13 protein-coding genes are annotated in these 14,231 nt (G+C 52.7%); 4 read left to right on the forward strand and 9 right to left on the reverse strand.

Annotated features, from left to right (window positions below; all coding sequences use genetic code 11):
* Nucleotides 1-259: 259 nt before the first annotated feature.
* From upp to AACU19_RS00510, 3 genes are all read left to right on the forward strand, one after another.
* Entirely contained in the window at nucleotides 260-886 is a 627-nt protein-coding gene (upp, locus tag AACU19_RS00500) for a uracil phosphoribosyltransferase (protein WP_001295473.1), read from the forward strand.
* An 85-nt stretch (nucleotides 887-971) separates the two neighbouring features.
* Nucleotides 972-2,261 carry a uracil permease gene (gene uraA, locus AACU19_RS00505; RefSeq protein ID WP_000198328.1) on the forward strand — a complete coding sequence of 430 codons (1,290 nt, stop codon included), beginning with the start codon at nucleotides 972-974 and terminating at the stop codon, nucleotides 2,259-2,261.
* Between the two features lie 94 nt (nucleotides 2,262-2,355).
* A complete protein-coding gene (locus AACU19_RS00510; protein ID WP_001307333.1) occupies nucleotides 2,356-3,057 on the forward strand; it encodes a DnaA inactivator Hda in 702 nt (233 codons plus the stop codon).
* 105 nt (nucleotides 3,058-3,162) lie between these two features.
* On the opposite strand, the gene arsC is transcribed toward AACU19_RS00510, so the two are convergent.
* Nucleotides 3,163-3,522 (reverse strand): arsenate reductase (glutaredoxin), encoded by a 360-nt coding sequence (gene arsC / locus AACU19_RS00515; protein ID WP_105277927.1) that lies wholly within the window; start codon nucleotides 3,520-3,522, stop codon nucleotides 3,163-3,165.
* 20 nt (nucleotides 3,523-3,542) lie between these two features.
* Nucleotides 3,543-5,006 carry a beta-barrel assembly-enhancing protease gene (gene bepA, locus AACU19_RS00520; protein ID WP_000489665.1) on the reverse strand — a complete coding sequence of 488 codons (1,464 nt, stop codon included), beginning with the start codon at nucleotides 5,004-5,006 and terminating at the stop codon, nucleotides 3,543-3,545.
* Between the two features lie 212 nt (nucleotides 5,007-5,218).
* Here bepA and AACU19_RS00525 point away from each other — a divergent pair, with 212 nt between their 5' ends.
* On the forward strand, nucleotides 5,219-6,280 hold the full coding sequence (locus tag AACU19_RS00525) for an AI-2E family transporter (RefSeq protein ID WP_000892051.1): 1,062 nt from the start codon (nucleotides 5,219-5,221) through the stop codon (nucleotides 6,278-6,280).
* A gap of 36 nt (nucleotides 6,281-6,316) precedes the next feature.
* Here the strand turns inward: AACU19_RS00525 and focB are convergent, their stop codons facing one another.
* From focB to hyfF, 7 genes are read right to left on the reverse strand one after another with little or no spacing between them, the layout of a single operon-like run.
* The gene (gene focB, locus AACU19_RS00530; protein ID WP_105277928.1) at nucleotides 6,317-7,165 is read right to left on the reverse strand and encodes a formate transporter FocB; all 849 of its coding nucleotides are present in this window, start codon (nucleotides 7,163-7,165) and stop codon (nucleotides 6,317-6,319) included.
* 21 nt (nucleotides 7,166-7,186) lie between these two features.
* Nucleotides 7,187-9,199, reverse strand: a complete 2,013-nt coding sequence (hyfR, locus tag AACU19_RS00535; RefSeq protein ID WP_105277929.1) for a DNA-binding transcriptional regulator HyfR — start codon at nucleotides 9,197-9,199, stop codon at nucleotides 7,187-7,189.
* A 29-nt stretch (nucleotides 9,200-9,228) separates the two neighbouring features.
* On the reverse strand, nucleotides 9,229-9,642 hold the full coding sequence (gene hyfJ / locus AACU19_RS00540; RefSeq protein ID WP_032184868.1) for a hydrogenase 4 assembly chaperone HyfJ: 414 nt from the start codon (nucleotides 9,640-9,642) through the stop codon (nucleotides 9,229-9,231).
* Nucleotides 9,635-10,393: a hydrogenase 4 catalytic subunit HyfI gene (hyfI, locus tag AACU19_RS00545; protein ID WP_000075547.1), complete on the reverse strand. Its 759-nt coding sequence runs from the start codon at nucleotides 10,391-10,393 to the stop codon at nucleotides 9,635-9,637. Before hyfI ends, hyfJ begins: the two co-directional genes overlap by 8 nt.
* Nucleotides 10,390-10,935, reverse strand: coding sequence for a hydrogenase 4 subunit H (hyfH, locus tag AACU19_RS00550; RefSeq protein ID WP_000916074.1), 546 nt, complete (start codon nucleotides 10,933-10,935; stop codon nucleotides 10,390-10,392). The genes hyfI and hyfH overlap by 4 nt, the downstream gene beginning before the upstream one ends.
* Before the next feature lie 9 nt (nucleotides 10,936-10,944).
* Nucleotides 10,945-12,660, reverse strand: coding sequence for a hydrogenase 4 catalytic subunit HyfG (gene hyfG, locus AACU19_RS00555; RefSeq protein WP_001102313.1), 1,716 nt, complete (start codon nucleotides 12,658-12,660; stop codon nucleotides 10,945-10,947).
* Nucleotides 12,650-14,230: a hydrogenase 4 subunit F gene (gene hyfF / locus AACU19_RS00560; RefSeq protein WP_000122523.1), complete on the reverse strand. Its 1,581-nt coding sequence runs from the start codon at nucleotides 14,228-14,230 to the stop codon at nucleotides 12,650-12,652. Before hyfF ends, hyfG begins: the two co-directional genes overlap by 11 nt.
* Nucleotide 14,231 lies beyond the last annotated feature (1 nt).

Genomic DNA, 14,231 nt, shown 5'->3' on the forward strand with positions numbered 1-14,231 from the left:
GCAAACGTTTGCGAGACTGCTTTACACAACCTTTTTGCACTTCATTTTCCCAAGCGCGCGGCGAAAGAATAGCTGCACCGTGGCAAAGGATCGTTTTCGGATGGAATAATCTTCTTTCATAACCATTTGAATACAAAATAACTTTATCTCAAACCGTTATCATTTTGACTAAAGTCAACGAAAATAATATTGCCGCCTTGAAGAAAGGAGGTATAATCCGTCGATTTTTTTTGTGGCTGCCCCTCAAAGGAGAAAGAGTATGAAGATCGTGGAAGTCAAACACCCACTCGTCAAACACAAGCTGGGACTGATGCGTGAGCAAGATATCAGCACCAAGCGCTTTCGCGAACTCGCTTCCGAAGTGGGTAGCCTGCTGACTTACGAAGCGACCGCCGACCTCGAAACGGAAAAAGTAACTATCGAAGGCTGGAACGGCCCGGTAGAAATCGATCAGATCAAAGGTAAGAAAATTACCGTGGTGCCAATTTTACGTGCCGGTCTGGGGATGATGGACGGTGTGCTGGAAAACGTTCCGAGCGCGCGTATCAGCGTTGTCGGCATGTACCGTAATGAAGAAACGCTGGAGCCGGTACCGTACTTCCAGAAACTGGTTTCAAACATCGATGAGCGTATGGCGCTGATCGTTGACCCAATGCTGGCAACCGGCGGTTCCGTTATCGCGACCATCGACCTGCTGAAAAAAGCAGGCTGCAGCAGCATTAAAGTGCTGGTACTGGTAGCTGCGCCAGAAGGTATTGCTGCGCTGGAAAAAGCGCACCCGGACGTCGAACTGTATACTGCATCGATTGACCAGGGACTGAACGAGCACGGATACATTATTCCGGGCCTCGGCGATGCCGGTGATAAAATCTTTGGTACGAAATAAAGAATAAAAATAATTAAAGCCGACTTTAAGAGTCGGCTTTTTTTTGAGTAAAGCGCCTATAACACATAATACAGAGGATAATACTATGACGCGCCGTGCTATCGGGGTGAGTGAAAGACCGCCACTTTTACAGACAATCCCGCTTAGTTTGCAACATTTGTTCGCCATGTTTGGTGCAACCGTCCTGGTGCCCGTCTTATTTCATATTAACCCGGCGACTGTACTGTTATTTAACGGTATAGGAACGCTGCTGTATCTCTTCATCTGTAAAGGGAAAATCCCGGCTTATCTTGGTTCAAGTTTTGCCTTTATTTCGCCAGTATTGTTACTGTTGCCGTTGGGTTATGAAGTCGCGCTGGGCGGCTTTATTATGTGCGGCGTGCTGTTCTGCCTGGTTTCTTTTATCGTGAAGAAAGCGGGGACCGGCTGGCTGGACGTGCTGTTTCCACCTGCGGCAATGGGCGCAATCGTTGCCGTCATCGGTCTGGAGTTGGCGGGCGTAGCTGCCGGTATGGCAGGTTTACTCCCGGCTGAAGGGCAAACGCCAGACTCCAAAACCATCATCATCTCTATTACCACCCTGGCGGTCACGGTTTTAGGTTCCGTCCTGTTTCGTGGTTTCCTGGCAATTATCCCAATTTTAATTGGTGTGCTGGTAGGGTATGCGCTCTCTTTCGCAATGGGGATTGTCGATACCACGCCGATTATTAACGCCCACTGGTTTGCGCTGCCAACTCTCTATACGCCGCGCTTCGAGTGGTTTGCCATTCTGACTATTCTGCCAGCGGCGTTAGTGGTTATTGCCGAACACGTAGGGCACCTGGTAGTAACGGCTAATATCGTCAAAAAAGATCTGCTGCGCGATCCAGGTCTGCACCGTTCGATGTTTGCTAACGGCTTGTCGACCGTGATCTCCGGCTTCTTTGGCTCCACGCCAAACACCACCTACGGGGAAAACATTGGCGTGATGGCGATCACCCGCGTTTACAGTACCTGGGTTATCGGCGGGGCGGCGATTTTCGCTATCCTGCTTTCCTGCGTCGGTAAACTGGCTGCTGCTATCCAGATGATCCCATTGCCGGTGATGGGCGGCGTTTCGCTGCTGCTTTATGGTGTTATCGGTGCTTCCGGTATTCGTGTTTTGATCGAATCGAAAGTGGATTACAACAAAGCACAGAACCTGATCCTGACTTCCGTGATTTTGATCATCGGTGTCAGTGGCGCGAAGGTAAACATCGGCGCGGCGGAGCTGAAAGGTATGGCGCTGGCGACCATCGTCGGTATCGGCTTAAGTTTGATCTTCAAACTGATTAGTGTGCTGCGCCCTGAAGAAGTGGTGCTGGACGCAGAAGACGCGGATATAACAGACAAATAATGTACCGACCGGGCAGTGTTGCTGCCCGGTTCAAACATCATGGGATTCTGTGGTAAACTTCTCGCGATTTTGTGAAATCCTGGTTGAGGTATCTCTGAACACACCGGCACAGCTCTCTTTGCCACTTTATCTTCCTGACGACGAAACCTTTGCAAGTTTCTGGCCGGGGGATAACTCCTCTTTACTGGCCGCGCTGCAAAACGTGCTGCGTCAGGAACATAGCGGTTACATCTATCTCTGGGCACGCGAAGGCGCGGGGCGCAGCCATCTGCTGCACGCGGCTTGCGCGGAATTGTCGCAGCGTGGCGATGCGGTGGGCTATGTCCCGCTGGATAAACGCACCTGGTTTGTTCCGGAAGTGCTCGACGGTATGGAGCATTTGTCGCTGGTCTGTATCGACAACATTGAGTGTATTGCAGGCGATGAGTTGTGGGAGATGGCGATTTTCGATCTCTACAATCGAATTCTGGAATCGGGTAAAACAAGGTTGTTGATCACCGGCGATCGTCCACCGCGGCAGTTGAATCTGGGATTACCGGATCTCGCGTCGCGACTCGACTGGGGGCAGATCTACAAATTGCAGCCTCTTTCTGATGAAGATAAGTTGCAGGCGCTACAGTTACGCGCGCGTTTGCGTGGTTTTGAACTGCCAGAAGATGTGGGGCGTTTCTTGCTGAAGCGGCTCGACAGAGAGATGCGCACGTTATTTATGACGTTGGATCAGTTGGATCGTGCGTCGATTACCGCGCAACGTAAGCTGACCATTCCGTTTGTGAAAGAAATTCTGAAACTGTAGACAAGACGTTTATCGTCGGATGCGCGCCCATAGTATTCGTCGGCCGGATAAGACGCGGCAAGCGTCGTATCCGGCAACGTGACTTAACTCGCGAAAAGGCGCATATTAACCCACGATTTCCAGTACCTGCTCCGGTGGACGACCAATCCGCGCTTTGCCATTAGCGACCACAACTGGGCGCTCCATTAGCTTCGGATTATCCACCATCGCCTGAATCAGCGCCTCTTCGCTAAGCGAACTGTCAGCCAGGTTCAGCTCTTTATAAAGATCCTCTTTCTGGCGCATCAACTCACGGGCGCTGTTCATCCCCAGCATTTTCAGCAAATCGCGCAGCGTTGCCGCATCGGCGGGTGTCTCAAGGTAGAGCACCACTTCTGGCTCCACGCCGTTTTCTTTCAGCAGGTTCAGCGTTTCCCGGCTCTTTGAACAGCGTGGGTTATGGTAGATTTTTACCTGTTTGGTCATTGTTCTTCCTTTAATGCGAATTACATTTTTGTATAAGGCTTAAAGCGTTCTTGCAGCTGGCGCAACTGGTCGATGCGCGCATCGTAACGCGCTTGTTGCAGGCTGCCTAATTTCACCTGAGAACTGGCGCTACTCAACAAGGAAATGGCCTGATCGAGTCGTCCGGCGAGCGCATAACCTTCTGCTCGCGCAGCCAGTTCCTGATCGCGGTTATTTAGTGCGGCTTCCGCCTGTGCCAGTAAATCCCAGCCGTTGCTGTCATCTTTATTGTTAAAAGTGTAGCGATTCAGAATATTGGCCGCTTCCTGTGGTTGCCCCCCTTGCAGATAAGCGTTCGCCAGGTTGAGCTGCAACACCGGATTGGTGCGCAAATCGCGGGCATTTTTCAGGCGATTGATAGCGTCATTGGCTTTGTTTTGCCCAAGATCGATATCGGTAGCCAGATCGAGATACCATGCGTTGCCAGGTTCTGCCGCCAGTAACGGTTGCAGCGTTTTACGCGCTTCGTCGTATTTATTGGCTTCCATCGCCTGTAAAGCACGACCATATTGCGCCGCTCGTTGCTGACGAACGTTTCCTTTCGCCCATTCATCCAGCAAATCACTGGTGAGCTGATTACGTCCGGAATTATACATCCCCAGTGTGCGCGCTTTCGCCAGATAGAAATCCTCCGACGACTGCACCACCATCGGGCGCATCTGATTAGCACGGTTGCGGGCATCTGCCAGACGACTTTCCGGCAATGGGTGAGTCAATAAAATTTCCGGCGGACGCGAGGAGTAACGCGCCTGATCGAGCAATTTTTCGAGGAAGGTTGGCATCGCCTGCGGATCGAATCCTGAGCGTTGCAGCACCTGAATACCAATGCGGTCCGCTTCCTGTTCATTTTGCTGGGTAAAACTGATCATACCCTGGCGCGTTCCCGCCAGCGTACCGGTTAGCGCCGCCATCCCTGCTTGTGGACTGGCCATCGCCAGTAAAATAGAACCTAACGCGCCGACCCAGGTAAGTGGTGCGCTGCGCTGTTGATCTTCCATCGCTCGTGCCAGGTGACGTTGGGTGACGTGGGAGATTTCGTGCGCCATAACTGAAGCCAGTTGACTTTCGTTATCGGAATAACGGAACAGGGCAGAGTGCAACACCACGTTGCCGCCAAAGAAAGCAAAGGCATTAATTTCGTCGTTATTGATCAAAAAGAAATGGAACGGCGTCTTAACCGAATTGGCATGCGAAACCAGACGCATCCCCAGCGAATTAATGTACTGCGTTAACAACGGGTCATTAATTAACGGCGCACTGCCGCGTAATTGGCGGACATAATAGTCGCCCATCTGCATTTCCTGACCAATGGAAAGCGTGCTTCCTGCGGAGGTTCCCATATCCGGCAAGGTGTCTGCACTATCGGCAAACGCCGGGGCTACCTGACCAATGGTCATGGCAGCAATGAGGGTTGCAACCAGGTTTTTTTTCAACTGCCTGAACATAACCTCTATCCTGTGTTTCTGGAGATAGTCATTTGACCGATACTGTGAAATATCGTTCCCACCGCGCCGCCTTTGAGTGTAACGGCGAAGATTAGTCCACTCAAATGACTTTTCAGTTTCCTGAATCCGTCATAAAAAGCGAAGTCTTTTTTGTGACATTTCGATACAATTGCGGATCGCAATCCCGCTCTTGAGGTTCAGGGAAGGTCTTTATGCTCGAAATGTTGATGCAATGGTATCGCCGCCGTTTTAGCGACCCGGAAGCGATTGCCTTGCTGGTTATTTTAGTTGCCGGATTTGGCATTATTTTTTTCTTTAGTGGCCTGCTTGCTCCGCTGTTGGTGGCTATTGTGCTGGCCTATTTGCTGGAATGGCCAACCGTGCGCCTGCAATCTATTGGCTGCTCCCGCCGCTGGGCGACGTCGATTGTATTGGTGGTTTTCGTCGGTATATTGCTATTGATGGCGTTCGTGGTAATGCCTATCGCCTGGCAACAGGGCATCTACTTAATCCGTGATATGCCGGGGATGCTCAATAAGCTCTCTGATTTTGCCGCCACGTTGCCGCGCCGCTATCCGGCGTTAATGGATGCGGGGATTATTGATGCAATGGCCGAAAATATGCGCAGCCGAATGCTCACCATGGGCGATTCGGTGGTGAAAATTTCCCTCGCCTCGCTGGTCGGTTTGCTGACCATTGCCGTCTATCTGGTGCTGGTGCCATTGATGGTCTTCTTCCTGCTGAAAGACAAAGAGCAGATGCTGAACGCCGTTCGCCGGGTGCTGCCGCGTAACCGTGGACTGGCAGGACAGGTGTGGAAGGAGATGAATCAACAAATCACCAACTATATCCGCGGCAAAGTGCTGGAGATGATCGTGGTGGGGATTGCCACCTGGCTGGGATTCTTACTCTTCGGGCTGAACTATTCGCTGCTGCTGGCGGTGCTGGTCGGCTTCTCGGTACTTATTCCGTACATTGGTGCATTTGTGGTGACCATTCCGGTGGTTGGCGTGGCGCTATTCCAGTTTGGTGCTGGCACGGAATTCTGGAGCTGCTTCGCGGTGTATCTGATCATTCAGGCGCTGGACGGCAACCTGTTAGTACCTGTGTTGTTCTCCGAAGCGGTTAACCTGCATCCGCTGGTCATTATTTTATCAGTAGTGATCTTCGGTGGTTTGTGGGGATTCTGGGGCGTATTCTTCGCCATTCCATTGGCGACGCTGATCAAAGCCGTGATTCACGCCTGGCCCGATGGGCAAATCGCGCAAGAATAATCTTCAGCCCGACGAACTGTTTCGCCGGGCTGATTTTTAGGGTTCCTGACGTAAATAAATCGCCCGATAACAAATACTCACCAACACTGCACCGCCGATAATATTACCCAGCATCACCGGGAGCAGATTGGCGGTAATAAAATGGCTGACCGTCAGTGCCGGAAAATTGTCTGCGCTACTGTGCGCCAGTTGCCAGAAGGAGGTAGGGGCGAAATGGCGAATGGCAATGGCGAACGGAATCACAAACAAATTGGCGATACAGTGCTCAAAGCCACTGGCGACAAACAGGGTGATGGGCAAAATCATGGCGACGATTTTGTCGCATAATGAACGTCCGCAATAACTCATCCACAGCGCCAGACAAACCATCAGATTGCACATAATGCCGAGGCTGACTGATTCAGTAAATGTATGATGCATTTTGCCCTCGGCGCAGTGTAAAACCGCGACTCCCCACATCGCGTTTTCACTCATCACCAGCCCGGAAAACCAGATTAACAAACTGAAACAGGCAATACCTGCCAGATTACCGCAGGCCACCAGAAGTGCATTAATCAGCCATGTTCGCAAGCTAATAACGCCCCGACTTTTTGCCATCACCGTCATTACCGACGAGGTGAACAGGCTGGTGCCGCAAACCGCCAGCAAAATAAAGCCGAGTGTAAAGCAAAGGCCACCCACCAGATGGGTTAATGCCTGTGAAGACGGGGCATCGGCGATAACGGTAAGGTAAAAAGTAAATCCGATCGCCATAAACACGCCTGCGGACATCGCCATTAAAAAGACCGACACTTTGCTGCGGGCAATTTTATGGGCGGCAATCCGTTCAGCGATTGCCGCTTTTCTGGCGCCCAACTGCAAGTCGAAAGAGAGTTTGTTTCTCATGCATACTCCTGCAAAAACAGATTACAACACCTCGCGAACCGAGATCCCCAGCCGCTGCATTCGTGATAGCAGCGTGGTGCGCTTCATCCCTAATCGCGTCGCCGCGCCACGAGGCCCGGCAACAATGCCATTGGTTTCTCGCAATACCTGAACAATGCGCTGACGTTCTTCTTCGTCATTCTCTGGCGTCGTCGGGTGCAGTAACTGCGCCATTGAACTGCGAAGCGCCGAATTTTCATTTAACGTCGGCAGTAAACGGCTTTGTCGGACATTAAGATGTAAATTCAGACTGTTACCGCGAGTCAGTAGTACCGCTCGCTCAATCACGTTTTCCAGCTCGCGCACGTTGCCCGGCCAGTCCCACGACATCAACTGGCGTAGCGCTTCTGTTGGAATGGCATCAATTGTGCGATTCATATGGCGAGCCATTTTTTGTGTAAAATGTTTTGCTAAAAGAGGGATATCTTCCGGACGGTCGCGTAGCGGCGGCAATTCCAGTGGAAAGACATTCAGGCGATAAAAGAGATCGCTGCGAAACTGGCGATCTTCTACCATTTGCCACAAATCACGGTTGGTGGCGGCAATGACTCTGACATTCACCGGGATCGTTCTACTCCCACCGAGACGCTCAATTTCCCGCTCCTGTAATACGCGTAGCAGTTTGGGCTGAAGTTCTAACGGCAGATCGCCAATTTCATCGAGAAACAACGTGCCGCCATCGGCAATTTCAAAACGACCACGATGAGTGTTAATCGCGCCAGTAAATGCCCCTTTGTCGTGACCGAATAACTCACTTTCCAGAAGACTGGCGGGGATAGCGGCGCAGTTGATTTTGACCAGCGGCTTGTCGCGTCGTGGGCTAAGTTGATGGATCGCTCTGGCGATCACCTCTTTGCCGGTTCCGGTTTCACCACAAATCAACACCGTACTGTCGCTCTTCGCCACAATATCTACCTGCTGGAGCAAATCTTCCATTGCCTGGCTTTGATAGATAATGTCACCGACGCCCAGATTCGAAAGGAGCTGCTCGCTAAGCTGGTGGTTTTCTTGCTGCAAGCTTTCCTGCAAATCGGTCATGCTACGCCAGGCATCGGCATTGCCAACGGCAATAGCGATGCGATCGGCAATATGTTGTAGTAGCTGGCAGTTTTCCTCACTAAAGAGAGTGGGAGAGGTATGCGCCAGCAACAATGCACCCGGTGTATGGTTGCCAAAGGTGAGCGGTATAAGGAGCGCAGATTCGCAGCCGTTAGATGCAAGTAAGTGTAATAACGGGTCGCGTTGCCAGAGAAACAGATCGTCTGCACGGTGCGTCAAGGTCGGTTGTCGGGTTTGTAGCGTTTGTGTCAGCAATACACTTTCGCCAGGCATACAGCGTGGCAGACACGCACAATGTGAGGCAGAAAGATCGCTGCACCACAGGCTGAACTTCTCGTTCTTTCGATGATCGCCCAGTACCATACTGACTGAAGCCAGACCGAAAAAATGATGGATCTCACGAGCGACGTCAGCGATCAGATCGTCGAGATCAAGATGTGACAACACTGCATTAGTGATATCCACCAGTACCCGATGATGATCGCGATCTTTCTCCAGCAAACGCAGCGCCACCTGCTGTTCTTCATCATTGAGCCATGATTGCAGAACAGGAGTGATTATGTGTGCCAGCCAGTTAAACAGTGTGCAATCCTGGGGAGTAAAACGACTGCCGTGGGTGCGAATAAAGCGTAGCTCCGCCATTCCACTACTGCCGAGAAGGACGGCGTGGCGCGAATAATCGACCATCTCGCCCTGATACTCTGTTGTTGCCGTCACATCGCTGCCATCATCATGGTAGCGGTAATAGAAGTTGCTTTTGAGAACATGCAGTTCAATAAGTTGTACCGGGCTGAACGGCGGCGGCAGCGGGATGAAGGCGCGTAATAAAGACGCCTTGCCGTGTTTCTGCGCTAACCGCTCCGCGAGCATTCCGTTTACCGCTTCAATTGTTATTCCTTGTGGCGGGGCAAACATCGCCTCGTCTGACATAGCCATCAACAGTCCTTATTAATGAGAAATCCTTCTCACGCAATTTTTCTGGCCATCATATAGATGGCCGGTTCCTGCACAATTTCATCCAACAGATGAATGAATTGAATGCTACGCGCCTGCCACACAGACGTCGCGTCATCTGCCAGTGGCGCGAATGCCCGGGTCAACAGGGCGGTGTGGCTGGCGTCAATAACAATCTCACCAAAGGTCATCACCCCCAGCATCTTACGTCGGGCTTGCTCCTCTTCGACCTGTGCAAGCCAATCTTCGTATTCCGTCTGTGGGCAGCGGAAGGCGACATTCAGACAATCAATCACGCCAACGTGATGACCGATAGCCAACGAGTAATACATTACCTGGGAGCTGTGTTCCGGCATCTCGTCGCTACTGGCGATAAATTTTTTTCGCAGCGTCCAGAAAACAATTTCCCCGCACTCCTCAGCCATGTAACCCCCGGAGAACGCGAAAGAGTTGCTGAACGATACTATTGAGACGCGGATCGTCGGCTTCGCGCAACCAGGTGTTAACCCGATTTCCTGTAGGATCGTCGCTTAAATGGCGCAGGAGCCGATCGCAAATTTCTCGCCCCTGACGATAGCCCGCCAGCCGCCTCGCTTCTCGCTCAATGGCGATACGCTGTGATGGCGGGATCTGCGGCCACAGCGGTTGCATGGTCACCCCGGTGGGATCGCGATAATCCACCGCGTGAATCTTCTGTTGTAGCAAACCGAGCGCCACGGCGAAACCGTGAATGGTGGCGGCCGGTGTTGGCGGACAGCCGGGGATCCAAACATCAATGGGGACAATGGTGTCGCTGCCGCCCCAGACGCTGTAGAGATCGTGGAAAATACCGCCGCCGACACCGCACGCGCCGTAGGAAACACAGATTTTATGATCGGGGGCAGACTCATATGCCCGAAGTGCAGGCATACGCATCGCCCGGGTGACTGCGCCAGTAAATAACAAAATATCGGCGTGACGAGGTGATGAAACAACCTTAATGCCAAAGCGTTCTGCGTCGAACACTGGCGTGATGGCGGCAAAAATTTCGATTTCGCAGGCGTTGCAGCCGCCGCAATCGACGCGATAAACGTAGGCCGAGCGACGGATATCCTGTAACAAATGCTGCTTCATCTTTTGCGTTTGTTCGTCCAGCGTGATGGGCTGGCTGACATGTTGCGTAAGCACTGGACTCATAGCTGCTCCTTAGCCACCAGCGGTTCATCTGTGTCGTCGTTGATCAGCGTCGCGCGTTGTTTGCATTCCGGGCAGACGCTCGCTTGCGCCCACAACATTTCGCGGTTTTGTGGTGCATTTTGTTGCTGTGCCAACAGTTCTGCAGCCAGTGCGACGGTTTTTTGCGGGGCAAACGGGCGTTCGCAACGGCTGCAACGTTGTAGATGGAACGTCGCGCGGGTATAGAGATCGGCTTTATTGGTGACGGTCAGTTCAAAGTTATTGGTAAGCTGAATGGCTCTGGTCGGGCACACTTCTTCACAACGTCCGCAGTAAATACAACGCCCCAGATAGAGCTGCCAGGTGCGCGTATTTTGCTGGTCGTCGGTCTGGATAGTCAGCGCATTTGCCGGACAAGCACAGGCGCAGGCACCGCAGGCAATACATTGGCTGGGCATCAGGTCAGGTTTCCCGCGAAAGCCTGGGCTGACCTCCAGTGGCGCGAAGGGATATTTCACCGTCGCGGTTCCGGCGCGCATAATAGTTTTCAGTAACTTCAGCATTTTCTGTCCTTACTTCAGCGGCGAACGGTTACGATCAATGCCGTAGCGTTCGATCTCTTTATACGGCACGGTTTTTGACTGGCGCTTGCGCACATCAACCAGCGTCACACGGTCGGTACAGGAGTAGCAGGGATCAAGGCTACCGATAATCAGCGGTGCGTCAGAAACGGTATTGCCGCGCAGCATGTAACGCAGCACTGGCCAGTTGGCGTAGGTGGCGGCACGACAGCGCCAGCGGAACAATTTTTGGTTATCGCCGAGCATGCTCCAGTGCACGTCTTCACCGCGTGGCGCTTCAACAAAGCCCAGCGCGAATGCGTGAGGTTTATAGCTAAAGCCTTCGGTCAGCAGTGGGGTATCCGGCATGTTGTCGAGGGCAAATTCCAGCATTGCCAGCGAATCAAACGTCTCTTTGACACGGACCATCACGCGGGAGAAGACATCGCCGCCGGTAAAGGTAAACAGCGTTTTTGGAATATTGCCGTAGTCGGCGTAGGGGTGATCAAAGCGCAAATCACGGGCAAAACCACTGCCACGGATCAGCGGCCCTACGGGGCTATAATCACGGGCGATTTGTCGGTCGAGAATGCCAATGCCCTGAGTGCGTTGTTCCATATTCGGCGTGGCAAGCAGCATCTCTACCAGCTCCGACACGTCGGCGCGCATCTCGCGCACCAGTTTCATCGTTTGCAGACGTTGCTCTTTGAGAATATCGCGGCGAACACCACCAATCAGATTCAGACCGTAGGTTTTACGCGACCCGGTCAGCAATTCCGCCATCGTCATCGACTTTTCCCGCACGCGGAAAAATTGCATAAAACCGGTATCAAAACCAACAAAATGGCAGGAGAGGCCAAGGTTGAGCAAATGACTATGCAGCCGTTCGACTTCCAGCAGAATCGAGCGAATAGTATGCGCTCGTTGCGGCACCTCAATCCCCAGTGCATTTTCAACCGAGTTGGTATAGGCCACACTGTGGGCAAAACCGCAAATCCCACACACGCGGTCCGACAAGAAGGTCACTTCGTTGTAGCCCATCCGCGTTTCTGCCAGTTTCTCCATGCCGCGATGGACATAAAACAGGCGGTAATCAGCATCGACAATTTGCTCGCCATCCACAAACAAGCGGAAGTGACCTGGTTCATCGGAGGTGATATGCAGCGGGCCAACAGGGATCACCCGCGCATCGCTGTTGCCCTCGTTGATAAACGGATACGTTTCGGTATCAGTCGTCGGTTCAGGGCGCAGTCGATAATCCATCGCGTCTTTGCGCAGCGGATGCATATCTTCCGGCCAGTCATCGGGCAACACCAGGCGACGCTGATCCGGCAGGCCAACCGGAATCAGCCCGTACATATCGCGAATTTCTCGCTCGCCCCAGACCGCGGCAGGGACGCGCGGTGTGACTGACGGAAACTCCCGACTGTCGGCATCGACCAGTGCCTTCACCACGATCCAGCATTTTTCGGCCCCTTCCATTGAAAGGGCATAATAAACCGCGTAATGACCGTTAAGTGTCCGCTCGTCGTTGCCAAACAGGACCGGAAGCCAGCCATCATGTTGATAATAAAGATAATGTACAACGTCAGGCAGCAGATTTATTTTCACCGTAATGGTGACCTGTTCAGGCGTTTGTCGCTCTTCATCCAGCACCGCGCCGGGGAACTGCGTTTTCAGGGCGGCGAGAATCGCTTCGCCACGATTTGACGATGAATTAACGTTCACTGTGTTTCTCCGAAACAGATGCGGTGCCTGAAGGCAAAAAATCATGCCAGGTGCTACGTTGTGCAGGCAGGTCGTGCGTCCCTGAGAGGACTATAGTGGAAGCGCCCGCCAGGATCCTGATGACAGGTTGTGGAATATGCGTTCCCATCGCCAGCATCATGACCAGCAGAATCACCATTGGCGAGGTGGTCAACCAGCCAAGTTCACCCCGGTTAACGGCCTGCGGCGGTTTCGCCATTAACACCCGCGCAGCCATCCGTACCAGGCCCGCCAGTACCAGCGTTAACAGCAATAACAGCAGGACGATAATCAACAGGTGATTACGAGCCAGTCCGGCGGTAACGGTCATAAATTCGCTAAGAAAAATGTTGAAGGGCGGCATCCCGGCCAGCGCCAGCGCACCGCCGCCAAACAGCACGGCGGTAAATGGCATGATTTTGAGCATTCCGCAGACGACGTTGAGATCGCGTGTGCCGTACTTGAGCAGTACATTGCCGGAACCGCAGAACAGCAGCGTTTTTGCCAGACTGTGGTTTAAGGTGTGCAGCAGCGCAGCAAAAATTCCCAGCGGCCCGCCAATGCCTAGCGCCACCGCGACCAGTCCCATGTTCTCCACGCTGGAGTACGCCAGCAGACGCTTAATGTCCCGCTGTACCAGAATGAAAAATGCCGCCACGGCAACCGACAACATGCCGAAGATGAGCAACAACCGGTTGGGGAAATCGCTGCCGATGGCCTGGCAAATAATGATGTAATAGCGAATCAGCACCAATAGCGCGCAGTTCAGCAATACGGCGGAGAGCAGGGCGCTGACCGGACTCGGCGCTTCACTGTGAGCATCCGGCAGCCAGGCGTGCATGGGAAATAGCCCGGTTTTGGTGCCAAAGCCAATTAGCACAAACACAAAGGCCAACAGCATTAATGTTGGGTCAAGCAAGGACGATTGCTTAAGAACCTCGCTCCAGAATATCGCCATTTCTGCCTGCGGCATAACGCTGGCGGCGTTGGCGTATACCAGCACGGTACCGAACAGACCAAAAGCGACACCAACAGTACAAATAATGATGTACTTCCATGCAGCTTCCAGAGATGAACGCTGACCGTAAATGCCTACCAGAAACGCCGAGCTTAAGGTGGTGGCTTCGATCGCCGCCCACATCACAATCAGGTTATTGCTGGTAACAACCAGCAGCATGGTGAACAAAAACAGATGGAAGAAACCGTAGTAATCGCACAGCGTAACGGGTGAAAGCTCGCCGTGAGCCACTTCATGACGCATGTAGCCAATCGAGTAAACACCGGTGAGAAAGCCAATCACACCAAGAATGGCGAGGAACAAACCGCCCAGACCATCAATATGAAGCCACAGTCCCGCAGCGAATATTTCTCCCGCATCAGCGGCAGTTTGGACCACCCACAGTGCCAGAATCAGCAGCAGTGTGATCCCTAAGCTATGTAGTACTGTCACCGTGCGAGTCGCAGAGTGTCCCCGTTTCCGGCAGGCAAAACAGAGCAGCGAAAAAAGCAGCGGCGTGAGCAGGAGTAAAGCGAACATCACAGAATAACTCATC

The sequence above is a fragment of the Escherichia sp. MOD1-EC4550 genome, assembly GCF_963876935.1.
GTDB lineage: Bacteria > Pseudomonadota > Gammaproteobacteria > Enterobacterales > Enterobacteriaceae > Escherichia > Escherichia coli_F.